The organism is Burkholderia sp. Ax-1720, from assembly GCF_011753035.1.
In the GTDB taxonomy this organism is placed as follows: Bacteria; Pseudomonadota; Gammaproteobacteria; order Burkholderiales; family Burkholderiaceae; genus Burkholderia; species Burkholderia gladioli.
This window is the reverse complement of sequence record NZ_VWWK01000031.1, coordinates 1-17,104: the sequence shown is the minus strand read 5'-3', so window position 1 is coordinate 17,104 and position 17,104 is coordinate 1. Positions and strand designations below refer to the sequence as shown.

Genomic DNA, 17,104 nt, shown 5'->3' with positions numbered 1-17,104 from the left:
GGCGCCGCTCAGAACTTCAGGTCGGCGGTCAGGATCACGGTGCGGCCCGCGCCGGGCACGCCGTAGATCTGGTAGCCGTCGAGCGAGGCGCCGATCGCCGAGTAGTAGAACTTGTTGAACAGGTTCTGCACGTTCAGGCTCAGCGTCAGGTGCTTGTCCACCTCGTAGCGCGCGGCCAGCGAATGCAGCCAGAAGGCCGGCGCCTTCTCGTTGTCGGCCACGTACACGGGGTGCTTGCCGTTCGGCCCGTTCACCGTGCTGCTGTTGTTGTTCTGGCCGCCCACGTAGGCGTTGTCGGTGTAACGGCGCGTGCCGACGTACTGCACGCCGTAGCTCAGCGCGAGCTTCGGCGTGAGCTGGTACGAGGTCCACAGGTTGAAGGTGGCGTTCGGCACGTTGCCGGGCCGCGCGCCCGCGTTGGCGCCCTTGGTGATGCGCCCGCGCATGCCGGCGAAACCGGCGAAGGCCGTCCATTTCTCGGTCAGGTTGCCCGACAGGCCCAGCTCGATGCCGTCCACGCGCTTGGGCGGCAGCTCGCGCACCACCGTGGTGGTGCTGTCGCCGTAATCCCAGGAATCGCTCAGCTCGGTGCGGAACAGCGCGCCCGTCAGCGACAGGCGCCGCTCGAACAGGTCCCACTTGGTGCCGACTTCCCAGGTCTTGGCGGTGGCGGGCTTCACGCTCTGGCTGGTGGTGTCGCCGTAGATCACGTTGTTGGTGGTGCCGCCCACCGCCGAGGGCTGGGTCGCCTGGCTGTAGGAGGCATACAGGCTGCCGTAGGGCACCGGCTTGTAGGTCAGGCCGGCGCGGCCGCTCCAGGCGCCGTCGTTGCTGCGCTGGATCGTGTGCGCCCCCGCCGCGCCGTTCACCTGCCTGACCGAGAAGCGGTCGTAGCGGATCGCGCCGTCGACGATCCACTTGGGCGTCAGCGTGACGGTGTCGCGCAGGTAGACGCCGCCGTCGTTGACGGCCGCGTAATCGCCGGCGCCGCCTTCCAGGGTCGGCACCGAGCCCATGCTGGTGCCGTAGGGGTTGGCCAGCGACATCACCGGATTGAAGGCGGGGCCGTCCACCACGCTGGTCAAGTCGCCGTAGCGCTCGTGATAGAACTCGGCGCCGGCCACCACGTCGTGGTGCACGTGGCCGGTGTCGAACGCGAGATTCAGGTTGGTCTCGTTGGCGAGGATGTCGTAACGCTTGGCAGTCCCGAAGTTGTTGCCGCGCAGGACCGCCTGGCCGCCGGCGATCGGGGCCGGCGCGAAGCCGCTGTATGAGAGCACGCCCGAGCCGCTGGTGATCAACGGCCCGCTGCCGACGTAGCCGAGCGAGGTGCCGGCCGTGCTGTTGAAGCGCGCCGGCGAGAGCACGGTCACGCGGTCGGTCTGCTCCCAGCGCGTGATGTTGGACAGGTGCACGTTGTCGTTGACGTCGTGCGCGACCTTCACCGTCACGCGGTTGGTCTCGGTGCGATCGGTGTAGAGGTTCGGGTCGCCGTACCAGGCGTTGCGCGCCACGCCCGGCATCGGCGCGCCGCCGGTGCCGCGCTGGATCGGGATGCCGCCGTCGGGCACGTTGTCGTCGTGCTGGTGCAGGTAGTCGATCGTCACCGTGGTGGGCGTGCCCAGGCCCATCGCCAGCGAGCCGGCCACGCCCCAGCGGTCGTAGTGGGTGACCGCGCGGCCGTCCACGTCGTTGGTGTGGCGCATCAGGTTCAGGCGCAGCGCGGTGTTGTCGCCCAGCTGCTTGTTGAGATCGGCCGTCACGCGGCGGTAGCTCGCGCTGCCCAGCGAACCCTGCAGGTGGTAGGCATCGCCCAGGTGCGCCTCCTTGGTCACCAGGTTGACGCTGCCGCCCGGCGCCGCCACGCCCGACTCGATGGTGCCGGTGCCCTTGAAGACCTCCACGCTCTCGGTGTCGAAGGTGTCCATGCGGCTCGCCAGCCCGGCATCGCGGATGCCGTCGACGGTGAAGCTCTGCTCGGACGAGAAGCCGCGAATCGTGAACATGTCGCCCCAGCCAAGGTTGCCCTCGCCCGAGGTGAAGGTGATGCCGGGCACGTTGCGCAGGATGTCCTGCAGGCTCTGCGCCTGCTGCTCGTCGAGCACCTTCTTCGGGATCACCGAGACGCTCTGCGCCATGTCGAGGATCGGCTGCGTGAACTGGTCCGAGTGGACGAACTCGGCCTGGTAGGCGGAGCGCCCGCCGTGGATCGTCATGGCCGGCAGCGCGGCGGCGGCCTGGCTGGTGCCCTTGGCGGTGGCTTGGGCGGTGGTTTGGGCGCCGCCCTGGGCGGCCGTGGTTGGGGCGACGGCCTGGGTCGTCGCCCCGGCGGTGCCCGGCGTCGCGGCCGCTTGCGCCGTCGCCCCGTTCGTGCCGGCTGCGGCTCGTGCCTGCGACGGCGCCGGCGGCTCCGTTCGCGTCTGTGCCTGCGCACCCGACATCATGGCGATGCCGAGCGTGGTACCCAGCAGCCCGCTCAACAAGCCCGACGGCCGGCCACGCCTTCCCCGATACGACAACATGCTGATCCTTACGCGTAAATGAAAATGATTGTTGTTTGCGATTCGGATTCTAGGGAGGCGGATGTCAAGGAACTGTTAAGGTCGGCCGCGCGCCGGCGGCCCGGCCGGCGGCGCGCGGCCTTCGGGCAGTCTTCATCCGGCTTTCAGGCGGCTATCGGTTTCGGCTCGCGGGCCGCGCATTCGCCCGCGGCGAGGACCGGCGCGGCCCGCTCGGCTGTAATGCCCTGGCCTGTCTATCCCAAGGAGGAATCATGGCAACCGCAATCAGCGGCAAGATCGATATCTCGGCACTGGCCTCGGCCATCGAGGAAAAGAAGGGCGGCGGCGCGCTGCCCAAGGATGCCGGCATGCAGGCGCTCGGCGCCCTGATGCAGGGCCTGGGCAAGGGCATCGCGGAAAAGGGCAGCCCGCTGCCCAAGGACGCCTCGCTGGCCGACCTGTTCTCGAAGATGCCTCCGGGCTCGTTCCACAAGGCCTGAGCAGGCCCATTCGAGCCGCCTCGCGCGGCTCCTTCCCGACATGACCGATCCCAGCACGATCCACGACGCCTGGCAGGCGGCGCGCCAGCAAGGGCGCGAGGCCGAAGCCGAGGCGCTGCTGCAGCAGTTGCACGCCGAGGCGCCGGCCTCGCGCGAATCGCTGACGCTGAGGCTGTCCGCCTGCATCGAGCGCGGCGACTACCTCGACGCGCTGCATCTCGCGAGCAGCGCCGAAGGCGAGCGCTTTCCGGAACTGAAGGCGCTCGCGCTCTACTTCCTCGACGATCCGCTCTGGCGCGGCATCGCCCAGGGCCTCGCCGACGACGCGAATCCCCACGTCGCCACGGCGATGCGCAAGCTGCTGGAGGAGGCGCCGGCCGGCGCCTGAAGACAGGCCGCCGGCGCATGCCGGCGGCAAGAGGCGAGCGCGCTCAGGCGGTGCCGAGCATCCACTTCGCGAAGCCGTGGCGCCCGCTCAGGTTGAGCTTGATCCCGGCGCGCCGGAAGTAGGTGGCGGCGGTGCTCTCGCGCACGCTGAGCTGGCGCGCGATCGCGGGCAGGGTATTGCCCAGCAGGTGGGCGAGACAGACTTCGTACTCGCGGCTCGACAGCGTTACGCCGAGCCGGCTCAACCGCTCGTCGAAGCTGCGCTGCACCTGGGCGGTCTGGCTCTCGACCGGAGCGGCCGGCGCGGCCTCGCGCTTGGGCTTCTGGGTCTTCTTGCGTGCATGGTGGCCGACCGCCGGCAGGATCGCGTCGGACAACTGCTTGAGCGCGGACAGCTCCTGCAGCGAGAAATCCAGCGAACGCCGCGACGAGCGATACAGGGAGATCACATGCCGGCGGTTCTCCTCGTGATAGAGCAGGATGCACTGGCACACCCTGTCGCCGGAATCCTCGGCCTCGCCCGGCACGGCCCGCGGCCTCAGGTGAATCAGTTGGGAATCCTCCGCATTGACGATCTTGCCGAAGATCGACGAATCGGGCGCCTCGTCACGCCCCATGCTCACGCTCCTGCCGATGCCGTTCAGATTGTTGTCCGCGCCCCAACTGCCGAGGCGCTGCACCGCTGTTACCGTCTTGTTCCTGTCGTCGAGAATCCAGTTGCTTGCCTCGGTCACGTCGACCGGCACGTAGTCATTGATCAGGCTGTGGATCCCTGCCATGAAGTTTTCGGTCCCGCTATCGGTGATCACCTGCCCAATCTTTGCAAAAAAATTGTCCACTTCTCACGCTCCTCGGAAACTGCATCAACGCACCCGCTTCTTTGACTTGTCTCGCCGGCGGGAAGCACGTCCGGATCGGCGCGACAACGTTTGCGCGTTGATCCGGCCCATCTCCCGCGAGTCGATATCCCGATGGCGAGACTGCATGCCGAGCCGATGTGGAAACCGCCATCGAAATGGTGTTCCGGTTCCCGCCGTGAAGCTCTCTCTTCACGCACCGCGTCGGCTGGGCACATCATAAGGTGCCCGACATAATCGACACCATTGAAATTTTTTATCTTTCGAATTGATTATTGCTATAAAACAATCAATCCCCGCCATACCGACCAGTCACAATCCCCGGAAAACGTAATAACAAAATAATTCCGTAATTCCGGCATATTGCTTGATCGCGGCCATCTCGATACGTCTCGTCGTGAGTCAGGCGGGGACGAAAATCGCGTGGCCGACAAAAAGCACCTATATTCCTTGCCACACAAGGAATTTCACCGATCTTTCGAGCTCGTCGACGAAATGACGGTCAGCGAAAAAACCAGCAGTCGTCGTCAGAGGTCCGATGATTGAAAGCAAATTGAAATAACTTATATCTGGAATTGAATCCTGATCGCCATCAAACCAGGCAGCCCGGTTTCAATCCTCAGTAATTCTAAACTCGCTAAATAACAAAATAAGCGGCAATAAAAACCGCCGCGCTTCAACCCGGTAAATTCGATAACACGGCGCATCGGCTCAAGGTCGCCGGCCGGCGCATCATGGTGTGGACGATGGCATAACCGATCGCGGACGCGATCAGGGACGCGAAGGGGCCGGCGGCGCCGGGCCGCCCGGGCGGCCTTCCGGCTGCCCGGCCGCCGCGGTCGTCATAGCGCTGCAAGGGCGAGGCGAAGGCCCGCGCGAGCGTCACGCCGAACTGCTTGCCGACCGATTCGACGGCATGCCACCAGAACATCGGGACATAAAGGGCATCGCCGGGCTCGACCAGCACGCGATAAGGGCGGATCTGCGCGAACTCCGCGTGGCGCCGCAGATCGGCATCGAGCAGGCAGCCGGGCTCGTGGGCCGGCTGCGGCAGCGCCCGCCACGAGATGTCCTCGGGCGGCAGGATCAGCATCTCCTTGGCGCCCACCACCTGGGTCAGCAGCATCTCGTCGGCCGCTAGCAGGTACCAGTCGGAGCACGAGCCCCGATACAGGCTGGCGCGATACGGCGGGTTGGCGCGCGGCCGCCCGGCGCGGGCCAGGAAGGCATGACGCCCGATGTCCTGGCGCAGGTCGGCCAGCGAGGCGCCCTCGCCGAACTCGCAGCCCTCGACCACGAACTGCGCGTCGGTGTGCTTCATCCGCTCCAGGATCTCGTGGAGCGACATGCCCTCGGCCTCGCCCGCCGGCGCCTCGTCGGGCCGCCGCAGGTAGCGGCGCATCTCGAAGCGGCGATCGTTCGAGCCGCGCTTGAAGTAATCGGGATCGCGCCACCGGTCGAGCGCGGACCAGCCGAGCGCCGCGCCGCGCAGGCGGCAGGGGCGGTTGCGTATCACGTAGTGCCGGAAGAAATCCTCCTGCGTCAGTTCGCTGGCATCCAGCGAATCGATCTCCCGGGTCTGCTCGTAGCCGGACCCGCCCGCGAGGCCTTGCGGATCCTCGAACGGCCCGACCCGAACGTAACTCCGCTCTGTCATGACAAGTTCCTGGTAGCGGCCCGTCGGGACGCGCCTTCGCGGTGCAACTCGATGCGCGCGGCTCGCACGGACCCGGTGATCGGCGATTCCATCGACAGTCAAGCTTGCTCGCCCGGTCCGAGAGCAACCGGTCGCGCCAGGCATTGGACCATCGAAGCAGCGAATCGTCTGTCATGACAAACCGTGACAGCGAAGCCCGCCCCGCGGCCCCGGGGCGGGCGTGTCCCCGGTTGCCACGGCACACGTGATCGATGTCCCTCATTCCTCGTACAGACACTCGCGAGGGCCGATGCTCTAATCGCCAGGCAAAAGCTGCAAGAGCCGTCTTGCATGCCCCCGGCTCCACGATGCGCCGGTTTCCAACCCTCCTCTCGTCTGGCATCCAACCGCACATGGACACTCTCGACTATCTGCAACGCGTGGAATCGAACGCGAGAACCTACGCCAACACCTTCCGCAAGATGTTCGTGCGCGCGCAAGGCTCCCGCATCTACGACGCCGACGGGAAGGCCTACCTCGATTGCCTGGCGAACGCCGGCACGCTCGGCCTGGGTCACAACCATCCCGAGGTCAAGGAAGCGGTGCTGCAATACCTCGATTCGCAGCAATTGCAGCAGGCCCTCGATCTCGCCACGCCGGCCAAGCTCGCCTTCGTCGAGACGCTGATCTCGCAGTTGCCGGTCGGCATGCGCGAATCGAGCAAGATCCAGTTCTGCGGACCGAGCGGCTCGGACGCGGTGGAAGCCGCCATCAAGCTCGCCAGGCACCATACCGGCCGCTCCAGCATCATGGCCTTCCATGGCGCCTACCACGGCATGACGGCCGGCTCGCTGGCCGCGATGGGCAACCTCAATGCCAAGCGCGCGCCCGGCATGGCCACCTCGGGCGTGCACTTCCTGCCCTATCCGTATCGCTTCCGCTGCCCGTTCGGCACCGACGGCTCGTCGACCGACACGCTGTCGATCAACTACATCGACAACGTGCTGTCCGATCCGGAAAGCGGCATCGCCAAGCCCGCCGCGATCATCGTCGAGGCCGTGCAGGGCGAGGGCGGCTGCATCCCCGCCTCGGTGGAATGGCTGCGCGCGCTGCGCGAGCTGACCATCAGGCACGACGTGCCGCTGATCGTCGACGAGGTGCAGACGGGCCTGGGCCGCACCGGCAAGATGTTCGCGATCGACCACGCCGGCATCATCCCCGACGCGATCGTGCTCTCGAAGATGCTCGGCGGCGGCTACCCGCTCGCGGTGGTGGTCTACAACAAGGCGCTCGACACCTGGAAGTCGGGCATGCACGCCGGCACCTTCCGCGGCAACCAGATCGGCATGGTGGCCGGCGCCGCGGCGATCCGGATTATCGAGCGCGACAACATTCCCTATCGCGCCGAGAAGCTCGGCGCGCGCTTCGTGGAAGGGCTGCGCGGCGTCGCCGGCCGCCATGCCGCGATCGGCGACGTGCGCGGCCGCGGGCTGATGATCGGCGTCGAGATCACCCGCCCCGGCAGCGAGGGCCGCGCCGGCGCGCCCGACGGCGCGCTGGCCCGCGCCATCAAGCTCAAGTGCTTCGAGAACGGCCTGATCGTCGAGACCGGCGGCCGCGACGGCTCGGTCCTGCGTTTCCTGCCGCCGCTGGTGATGACCGAGGACGAGATCGGCGAGGCGCTCGAGCTGTTCGAGCGTTCGCTCGCCAGCGTCGAACACGCGGCCCGCTGAGCCGCCCCTCCCCCACCAGCCAGCCCGCGGTCTCGCGCGCGGGTTCGGAGTCAAGGATCGACGGCCCGCGCGAACCCGCGCGGCCGCCGGTTGTCGCTATCGATCGAAAGGTTTCCCGCTGATGATCCCGTCGTCCGCCTCGCCCGTCCAGCCCGCCTCCGCCACCCCGCAAGATGACGCCAGCCATGCACTGACGCTGGCGCAGCAGGCGGTATGGCTCGACCAGGTCTCCCATCCGCACGCGCCGCTCTACAACATCGGCATGACCTTCGAGATCGACGGCCCGATCGAGCCGGCCGTGCTCGAACGCGCGATGAACGAGGTCGCCAACGCCAACGACGCGTTGCGGCTGGTGCTGAGCGAGGGCGGCGCGGACGGCCTGGCGCGCCAGCGGGTGCTGCCGGCGGTGGACACCCGCATCGCCTTCGTCGATTTCTCCGGCCAGCCCGACGCCGAGGCGCGCGCGCTCGCCTACCTGAACGAGACCTTCCGGCAGCCCTTCACCGACCTCGGCGCGCTGCTGTGGGACACGCACCTGGTGCGCTCGGCGCCCAACCGCTACCACTGGCTGCATCGCTATCACCACCTGGTCACCGACGGCCTGGGCGTGGCGGTGATCAGCCACGAGGTCTCGCTCGCCTATACGCGCCTGCTGGCCGACCCGGCGGCGACGGTCGAGCGCGGCCCTTCCTATCTGGGCCAGGTCGAGGACGATCGCGCCTACCTGCAATCGCCCCGTCACGAGAAGGACCGTCGATTCTGGCGCGAGCGCTTCGAGAGCCTGCCGCCCTCGCTGCTGCCGCGCGCGGCCGCGCTCGGCCAGGCGAGCCCGAGCCATCAGTCGCGCTGGATGCTGGGGCGCGACCTGTTCAACCGGCTGGCCGCGTTCGCGGGCGAGCACGGCGCCTCGATCACGCATGTCTTCATGGCGGTGCTGGCGGTCTATTTCTCGCGCGTGAACCGGCACGAGCAGGTGGTGATCGGCCTGCCGGTGCACAACCGCAGCAGCGCCCAGCTCCGGCGCACCGTCGGCGGCATGTTCTCCTCGGTCAGCCCGATCGGCATCCAGGTCGATCCCGAGCGCAGCCTGCTGGAGCTGATGAGCGCGATCTCGGCCGAGCTGCGGCTCGCCTATCGCCACCAGCGCTTCCCGATCGCCGAATTGAACCGCGGCCTGAACCTGGCGCAGCAGGGCCGCCGTCAATTGTTCGACGTGCGCCTGTCGATCGAGACGCTGGAGGGCGACCATCACTTCGGCGGCACGCTCGCGAAGGTGCGCGTGATGGACAACGGCCACGAGCAGACACCGCTGTCGATCTTCGTGCGCGACTACCATCCGAACGCGGACGTGCCGGTCGAATTCAACTTCAATGGCGACGGCTTCCGCCCCGAGGAGATCGAGCGCATCCGCGCCGGCGTCGAGCGGCTGCTGGGCATGGCGATCGAGCAGGCACACACCCGCGTCTCGCGCCTGCCCCTGCTCGACGAGGCCGAGCGGCACCGGCTGCTGGTCGAGCTCAACGACAGCGCAGTGGACTATCCGCGCGACCGGCTGGTCCATCAGCTGTTCGAGGACCAGGTCGCGAGCCGGCGCCGCGCCGTCGCCCTCGAATTCGAGGGCGAGACGCTCAGCTACGACCAGCTCAACCGCCGCGCCAACCAGCTCGCGCACCGGCTGGTCGCGCTCGGCGCGAAGCCCGACGATCGCGTCGCGATCTGCATGGAGCGCAGCCTGGAGATGGTGGTCGGGCTGCTGGCGATCATGAAGGCCGGCGCGGCCTATGTGCCGATCGACCCGTCCTACCCGGCCGAGCGGCTTGCCTACCTGCTCGCCGACAGCGCGCCGATCGCCCTGCTCACGCAGGCCCGCCTGGCCCCGGCGCTGCCCGCCGGCACGCTGCCCACCCTGGTGCTCGACGAGCTGGCCACCGCCGCGAGCCTGGAGCGCGAATCCGAGGAGAATCCCGACCCGGCCGCGCTGGGCCTGAGGCCGGATCACCTGGCCTATGTGATCTACACCTCGGGCTCGACCGGCCAGCCGAAGGGCGCGATGAACGAGCACCTGGGCGTGGTCAACCGCCTGTGCTGGGCGCGCGACGAATACGCGCTCGGCGCCGAGGACCGCGTGCTGCAGAAGACGCCGTTCGGCTTCGACGTGTCGGTCTGGGAGTTCTTCCTGCCCCTGCTGGCGGGCGCGCGGCTGGTGCTCGCGCGGCCCGACGGCCATCGCGATCCGCGCTACCTGGCCGAGCTGATCGAGCAGCGCGGCATCACCATGCTGCACTTCGTGCCCTCGATGCTGCAGTTGTTCGTCGACGAGCTCGAGGCCGGCCGCTGCCCCACGCTGCGCCATCTGCTGTGCAGCGGCGAGGCGCTGCCCTACACGCTCCAGCAGCGCACGCTCGCCCTGCTGCCCCAGGCGCGGCTGTCGAACCTCTATGGCCCGACCGAGGCGGCGATCGACGTCAGCTTCTGGCATTGCCGCGCCGACGCGCATCCCGGCATCGTGCCGATCGGCCGCCCGGTCGCCAACACGCAGATCTACCTGCTCGACGAACTCGGCCAACCGGTGCCGATGGGCGCGATCGGCGAGCTTTACCTGGGCGGCGTGCAGGTCGCGCGCGGCTACCTGAACCGTCCCGAGCTGAGCGCCGAGCGCTTCGTGCGCGACCCGTTCCGCGACGAGGACGGCGCGCGGCTCTATCGCACCGGCGACCTCGGCCGCTACCTCGCCGACGGCAGCATCGAGTACCTCGGCCGCACCGACTTCCAGGTCAAGATCCGCGGCCTGCGCGTCGAGCTCGGCGAGATCGAGACCCGCCTGGCGGCCAGCGAGGGGGTGCGCGAGGCGGTGGTGATCGCCCGCGACGACGGCGAGGGCGCGCGCCTGGTGGCCTACCTGGTGGCGCTGGAAGGCGCGAGCCTGGTTCCCGCGGCGCTGCGCGAGGCGCTGGCCGCCGCGCTGCCCGACTACATGGTGCCGAACGCCTTCGTGGTGATGGAGGCCTTCCCGCTCTCGCCGAACGGCAAGCTGGAGCGCCGCGCGCTGCCCGCGCCCGACGCGGACGCGGTGGTCGCGCGCGCCTACCAGGCGCCGCGCGGCGACACCGAGGTGGCGCTCGCCGCGATCTGGCAGGAACTGCTCGGCCTCGAGCGCGTCGGCCGCCACGACAGCTTCTTCGACCTCGGCGGCCACTCGCTGCTGGCGGTCCAGCTGGTCTCGCGGCTGCGCAAGGCCTTCGGCGCCGAACTGCCGCTGCGCGAGCTGTTCGCGCGCCCGGTGCTGGCCGAGCTGGCCGCGCGCATCGAGTCCGGTGCCGAGGCCGGTGCCGAGCCCGCCGCCGAGCTGCCGCCGATCCTGCCGCGCGCGCGCGACGGCAGGCTGCCGCTGTCGTTCGCCCAGCAGCGCCTGTGGTTCCTCGACACGCTCGACCAGGCCGCCGGCGCCGCCTATCACATGCCCGCCGCGCTGCGCCTGAGCGGCCAGCTCGACCCGGCCGCGCTGCGCGCCGCGCTGGACCGCATCGTGGCCCGCCATGAAGTGCTGCGCACCACCATCGATACCGTCGACGGCCAGCCGGTCCAGCGCATCGCCGAGGCGGGCGCCGGTTTCGCGCTCGACACGCAGGACCTGCGCGGGTTGGCCGACGAGGCTCGCCAGGCCGCCGTCACGCGCATCGCCGAGGCCGAGGCGCTGGCGCCCTTCGATCTCGCGCGCGGCCCGCTGATCCGCGGCCAGTTGCTCGCGCTCGACGACACCCAGCACATCCTGCTGGTCACCCAGCACCACATCGTCTCGGACGGCTGGTCGATCGGCGTGCTGATCGACGAGATCAGCACGCTCTACGCCGCCTTCCACCGCCGGCAGCCCGACCCGCTGCCGCCGCTCGCGATCCAGTACGCCGACTACGCCGCCTGGCAGCGCGACTGGCTGCAGGGCGAGACCTTGCAGCGGCAGACCGGCTTCTGGCGCGACCACCTGGCCGGCGCGCCGGCGCTGCTCGAACTGCCGACCGACCGGCCCCGCCCGGCCGTGCAGAGCTATGCCGGCGGCCGCATCGCGGTGGCCTTCCCGCGCGAGCTGGGCGACGCGCTGCGCCAGCTCGGCCGGCAACACGGCACCACGCTGTTCATGACCCTGTTCGCCGGCTGGGCCGCCCTGCTCTCGCGTCTCACCCACCAGCACGACCTGGTGATCGGCACCCCGCTGGCCAACCGCCAGCAGGCCGAGCTGGAGCCGCTGATCGGCTTCTTCGTCAACACCCTGGCGCTGCGCGTGCGGCTCGAGGACGATCCCGACGTGGCCGGCCTGCTGCAACAGGTCCGACAGACCGCGCTCGACGCCTACGCGCACCAGGACCTGCCCTTCGAGCAGGTGGTGGAAGCCGTGCAGCCGCCGCGCAGCCTGAGTCATAGCCCGATCTTCCAGGCCATGATCTCGCTGAACAACACGCCGGCGCACGCGCTCGAATTGCCGGGCCTGCAGCTCGAGACCCTCGCGCAGGTGCATGTCACCACGCAGTTCGACCTGTCGCTGTCGCTGGTCGACGAGGACGGCATCATCTCGGGCGACCTCGAATACGCGAGCGACCTGTTCGACGCGTCCACCGTCGAGCGGCTGATCGCCAACCTGCAGACGCTGCTGGCCGGCATGGCCGCCGATCCGTCCCGCCGCCTCGGCACCCTGCCCCTGCTCGACGAAACGCAGCGGCAGCAGGTGCTGGTCGACTTCAATCGCAGCGAGGCGCCCTGGCCCGCCGAGCGCACCGTCCATCAACTGTTCGAGGCCGTGGTCGCCAGCCGGCCCGAGGCGATCGCCGTCGCACACGGCGAGCATGCGCTCAGCTACGACGCCCTCAACCGCCGCGCCAATCGCATCGCCCATGCCCTGATCGAGATCGGCGTGCAACCCGACCAGCGCGTGGCCATCAGCGCCGAGCGCGGCATCGATACCGTCGCCGGCCTGCTCGGCATCCTCAAGGCCGGCGCCGCCTATGTGCCGCTCGATCCCGCCTACCCGGTCGCCCGTATCGAGCACATGCTGCGCGACAGCGCACCCGTCGCCCTGCTCACCCAGGCCGCGCTCGCAGACAAGCTGCCCGCCGTCGACTCGCCCACCCTGCTGCTCGACGACGAGGCGCATTTCGCCCGCTTCCCCGAGCAGGATCCCGTCACCGAGGTCACGCCCGAGAACCTGGTCTATGTGATCTACACCTCCGGCTCCACCGGCCTGCCCAAGGGCGTGATGGTCGAGCACCGCAACCTCGTCAACTACACCGTCGACGCGATACGCCTGTTCGCCATCACTCCCGAGGACGTCGTCCTCCAGCAAAACTCGCTGAACTTCGACCTCTCCGCCGAGGAAATCTTCCCGGCTCTGCTCGGCGGCGCCACCCTGATGCCCGCCACCGAGATCTTCGGCTATGGCGAACCCGGCGAGACGGAAGCCGCGCGCAAGCCGAGCTTCGTGCACCTGACCGCCGCGCACTGGCATACCCTGGTTGCCGAATGGGATCGCCAGCCCGAGCGCGCTCGCGAGCTGCTCGACAGCGTGCGTCTCGTCAATGTCACCGGCGACGCGCTCTCCACCCAGAAGCTCGAACTCTGGGATCGTTTCCGTCCCGAACACACTCGCCTGGTCAACACCTACGGCCCCACCGAGACCACCGTCTCGTGTACCGCCGCCTACGTCGGCTTCGACGAAGCCCGGCAACGCGGCATGGGCATCGCCACCATCGGCAAGCCGCTCGCCAATACCCGCATCTACCTGCTCGACGAGCATCTCCAGCCGGTCCCCCAAGGCGTATCCGGCGAGTTGCACATCGGCGGCGACGGTGTCACCCGCGGCTACCTCAACCGCGACGAGCTCACCGCCCAGCGCTTCATCCACGATCCGTTCAGCCAGCGCCCCGGCGAGCGTCTCTACAAGACCGGCGATCTCGCACGCTGGCTGCCCGACGGCAGCCTCGAATACCTCGGCCGCAACGACTTCCAGGTCAAGATCCGCGGCTTCCGCATCGAGCTCGGCGAGGTCGAGGCCCGCCTGGCCGAATGCGAGGGCGTCGGCGAGGCGGTGGTGGTGGCGCGCAGGGAAGAGGACGGCTCGCGCCAGCTGGTCGCCTACGTGGTGCCCCAGAGCGGCGCCGAGCTCGGCGCCAAGCGCACCGAGAAGCGCGCGGTCACGCGCCTGCGCAACCGCCTCGCCAGCACGCTGGCCGACTTCATGGTGCCGCGCGCCTTCGTGGTGCTGAAATCGCTGCCGCTGACGCCCAACGGCAAGCTCGACCGCAACGCCCTGCCCGCGCCCGACGAATCGGCGATCCTCACGCGCGTGTTCGAGGCGCCGCGCGGCCATGCCGAGCTGGTGCTGTCGCAGATCTGGCAAGCCCTGCTCGGCGTCGAGCAGGTCGGCCGCAACGACAACTTCTTCGAGGTCGGCGGCCACTCGCTGCTCGCCATCACCCTGATCGAGCGGCTGCGCCAGAAGGACCTCAAGATCGACGTGAAGACCGTGTTCGCGGCGCCGGTGCTCTCCGAGATGGCGCTGAAGATCGGCGCGGTCGCGCCGCAGGCGGCACCGGCCGTCGCGCCCAACCGCATCCCCGAGGGCTGCACCGCGATCACGCCGGCCATGCTGCCGCTGGTGGAACTGAGCCAGGGCGAGATCGACCTGCTGGCGGCCGAGGTGCCGGGCGGCGCGGCCGCGATCCAGGACATCTATCCGCTGTCCTCGCTGCAGGACGGCATCCTGTTCCATCACCTGCTCGACACCGAGGGCGACGCCTACCTGATGCGCACGGTGCTGGCCTTCGACACGCGCCGCCGCCTCGACGAGTTCCTCGCCGCGCTGCAGACCGTGATCTCGCGCCACGACGTGCTGCGCAGCAGCGTGCACTGGAACGGCCTGCGCCAGCCGGTGCAGGTGGTGCATCGGCAAGCCGCGCTGGTGGTCGAGACGCCCGCGCTCGACGCCGGCCGCGATACCCTGGGGCAGTTGCTGGCGCTGACCGATCCCGCGCGAGTGCGCCTCGACCTGTCGCGCGCGCCGCTGAGCCGGGCCTGGATCGCTCCCGATCCGCGCAGCGGCGAATGGCTGCTGTCGCTGCTCGACCACCACATGGTCAGCGACCACGTCACGCTCGAGCTGATGCTCGAGGAGATCCGCACCATCATGGACGGCCGCGCCGCGCAACTGCGCGCCTCGACGCCCTATCGCAACTTCATCGCCCAGTCGCGCGCGGTCGAGCCGGGCGTCCACGAGCGTTACTTCCGGCAGCAGCTCGGCGACATCGAGACGCCGACCGCGCTGTTCGGCCTGTTCGACACCCAGGGCGACGGCGCCGACATCCACGAGGCCAGCCTCGCGCTGCCGGCCGAGCTGGCGCAGCGCATCCGCGACTGCGCGCAGCGCCAGGGCGTGACCGGCGCGGTGCTGTTCCACGCGGCCTGGGCCCTGGTGCTGTCGGCCTGCACCGGCCAGGACGACGTGGTGTTCGGCACGGTGCTGTCGGGCCGCCTGCAGGGCACCGAGGGCGCCGACCAGACCTTCGGCATGTTCCTCAACACGCTGCCGGTACGCGCCTCATTCGGCGGCCGCAGCGCGGCCGATCTCACCGAGCAGATGCGCCTCAAGCTCAGCGGCCTGCTCGATCACGAACAGGCCTCGCTGGCGAGCGCGCAGCGCTGCAGCGCGGTGCCCGCCTCGGTGCCGCTGTTCAGCACCCTGCTGAACTACCGCCACAGCCCGGAGACGGCCCGCACCCAGCACGGCACGGCCGACGTGTTCCTCGGCGACGGCGTGCGCGTGCTGGCCGCCGACGAGCGCACCAACTACCCGTTCGACATGACGGTCGACGATCTCGGCGCCGGTTTCGCGCTGACCCTGCGCTGCCTGGACCAGGTCGACCCGAAACCGCTGCTGCACTATCTCGCCACCGCCATCGAGTCGCTCGTCGACGCGCTGGGCGAGGCATCGCCGCGGCCCGCCGCGCGCCTGGCGATCCTGTCGGCCGCGGAACAGCGCCGGCTGGTGGCCGCCGCAGGCTCGAGCGACGAATCGAGCGACGCGGCAAGCGCCGCCGCCGGCACGCGCCCGGCCGAACCCGTGCATCGCCGCTTCGAGGCGCAGGCCGCGGCCCGCCCCGACGCGCCGGCGCTCGACGACGGCCGCACGCGCCTGAGCTACGGCGAACTGGAGCGCCGCGCCAACGCGCTCGCGCATCGCCTGATCGGCGCCGGCGTGGTGCCCGACACGCGCGTCGCGCTCCATCTGGAGCGCGGCATCGACCTGATGATCGGCCTGCTCGCGACGCTGAAGGCCGGCGCCGCCTACGTGCCGATCGATCCGTCCTACCCGGCCGAGCGGATCGCCTACATGATCGCGGACTGCGCGCCGGCCGCGATCTTGACCCACCTCGACGCCTTGCCGGAGGCGCTGCGCGACAGCGGCGCGCCCTGCCTCGATCCGCGCGAGGTGGCCGTGCCCGGCGACGATCCCGGCGTGCCGGAGGTCACGGCAGCGCCGGGCGATCTCGCCTACCTGATCTATACCTCGGGCTCGACCGGCGAGCCCAAGGGCGTGATGGTCGAGCACCGCGGCCTGTCGAACCTGATGGACTGGTATCTCGAGGACGTCGGCGTGGGCCGCGACGACGCGGTGCTGATCGTCACCTCGCCGAGCTTCGACCTGACCCAGAAGAACCTGCTGGCGCCGCTGATGACGGGCGGCATCCTGCACCTGGCCGAGCCGCGCTTCGATCCGCCCGCGATCCTGGCGCGGATCCGCCGCGACGGCATCGGCCACCTGAACCTGTCGCCGAGCGCCTTCCATGCCCTGATCGACGCCGACGGCGGCCACGACCTGTCGCGCCTGCGCCGCGTGGTGCTCGGCGGCGAACCGATCCAGGCCGCCAGGCTGGCCGCGATCCCGGCGCCGCGCCCGGTGTTCGTCAACAGCTACGGCCCGACCGAATGCAGCGACGTGGCCGGCTGGCATGTGCTGTCGACCGAGCTCGACGACTATCGCGACGCGCCGGTGCCGCTCGGCCGGCCGATCCGCCATGCCCGCCTGTACCTGCTCGACGCGCACGACCGGCTGGTGCCGCCCGGCGTGACGGGCGAGATCTGCATCGGCGGCGCGGGGGTCGCGCGCGGCTACCTGAACCGTCCCGAGCTGAGCGCCGAGCGCTTCGTGCGCGACCCGTTCAGCGACGAGGCCGACGCGCGGCTCTATCGCACCGGCGACCTCGCCCGCTATCTGCCGGACGGCAATATCGAATACCTCGGCCGCAACGACTTCCAGGTCAAGATCCGCGGCCTGCGCGTCGAGCTCGGCGAGATCGAGGCGGCGTTGGCGGCCTGCGAGGGCGTCGGCGAGGCGGTGGTGATCGCGCGCCAGGACGGCGCGAGCGAGAGCGCGCGCCTGGTCGCCTACCTGGTGCCGACGGAGGGCGCCGCGCCCGCGCCGGCCGAGCTGCGCGCGCGCCTGGCC

At 69.6% G+C, this 17,104-nt stretch carries 7 protein-coding genes; 4 read left to right on the top strand and 3 right to left on the bottom strand.

Translation table 11 applies throughout. The features are described from left to right. Nucleotides 1-8 precede the first annotated feature (8 nt). Entirely contained in the window at nucleotides 9-2,522 is a 2,514-nt protein-coding gene (locus F3J18_RS12475; RefSeq protein ID WP_240156391.1) for a TonB-dependent siderophore receptor, read from the bottom strand. Between the two features lie 251 nt (nucleotides 2,523-2,773). Here F3J18_RS12475 and F3J18_RS12470 point away from each other — a divergent pair, with 251 nt between their 5' ends. After that, nucleotides 2,774-3,001, top strand: a complete 228-nt coding sequence (locus F3J18_RS12470) for a hypothetical protein (protein WP_025100649.1) — start codon at nucleotides 2,774-2,776, stop codon at nucleotides 2,999-3,001. A gap of 40 nt (nucleotides 3,002-3,041) precedes the next feature. Further along, on the top strand, nucleotides 3,042-3,389 hold the full coding sequence (locus tag F3J18_RS12465) for an HrpB1 family type III secretion system apparatus protein (protein ID WP_025100648.1): 348 nt from the start codon (nucleotides 3,042-3,044) through the stop codon (nucleotides 3,387-3,389). 43 nt (nucleotides 3,390-3,432) lie between these two features. Here F3J18_RS12465 and F3J18_RS12460 read toward each other — a convergent pair whose 3' ends face one another. Then, the gene (locus tag F3J18_RS12460) at nucleotides 3,433-4,167 is read right to left on the bottom strand and encodes a hypothetical protein (protein ID WP_152554493.1); all 735 of its coding nucleotides are present in this window, start codon (nucleotides 4,165-4,167) and stop codon (nucleotides 3,433-3,435) included. 754 nt (nucleotides 4,168-4,921) lie between these two features. Continuing rightward, entirely contained in the window at nucleotides 4,922-5,902 is a 981-nt protein-coding gene (locus tag F3J18_RS12455; protein WP_166912970.1) for a cupin-like domain-containing protein, read from the bottom strand. Between the two features lie 392 nt (nucleotides 5,903-6,294). On the opposite strand from F3J18_RS12455, the gene F3J18_RS12450 reads away from it, so the two are divergent. Both F3J18_RS12450 and F3J18_RS12445 read left to right on the top strand, forming a co-directional pair. After that, on the top strand, nucleotides 6,295-7,614 hold the full coding sequence (locus tag F3J18_RS12450; RefSeq protein ID WP_025100645.1) for a diaminobutyrate--2-oxoglutarate transaminase family protein: 1,320 nt from the start codon (nucleotides 6,295-6,297) through the stop codon (nucleotides 7,612-7,614). Between the two features lie 121 nt (nucleotides 7,615-7,735). Beyond that, nucleotides 7,736-17,104 (top strand): non-ribosomal peptide synthetase (locus F3J18_RS12445; protein ID WP_166912969.1); only part of this gene is annotated, 9,369 nt, incomplete at its 3' end.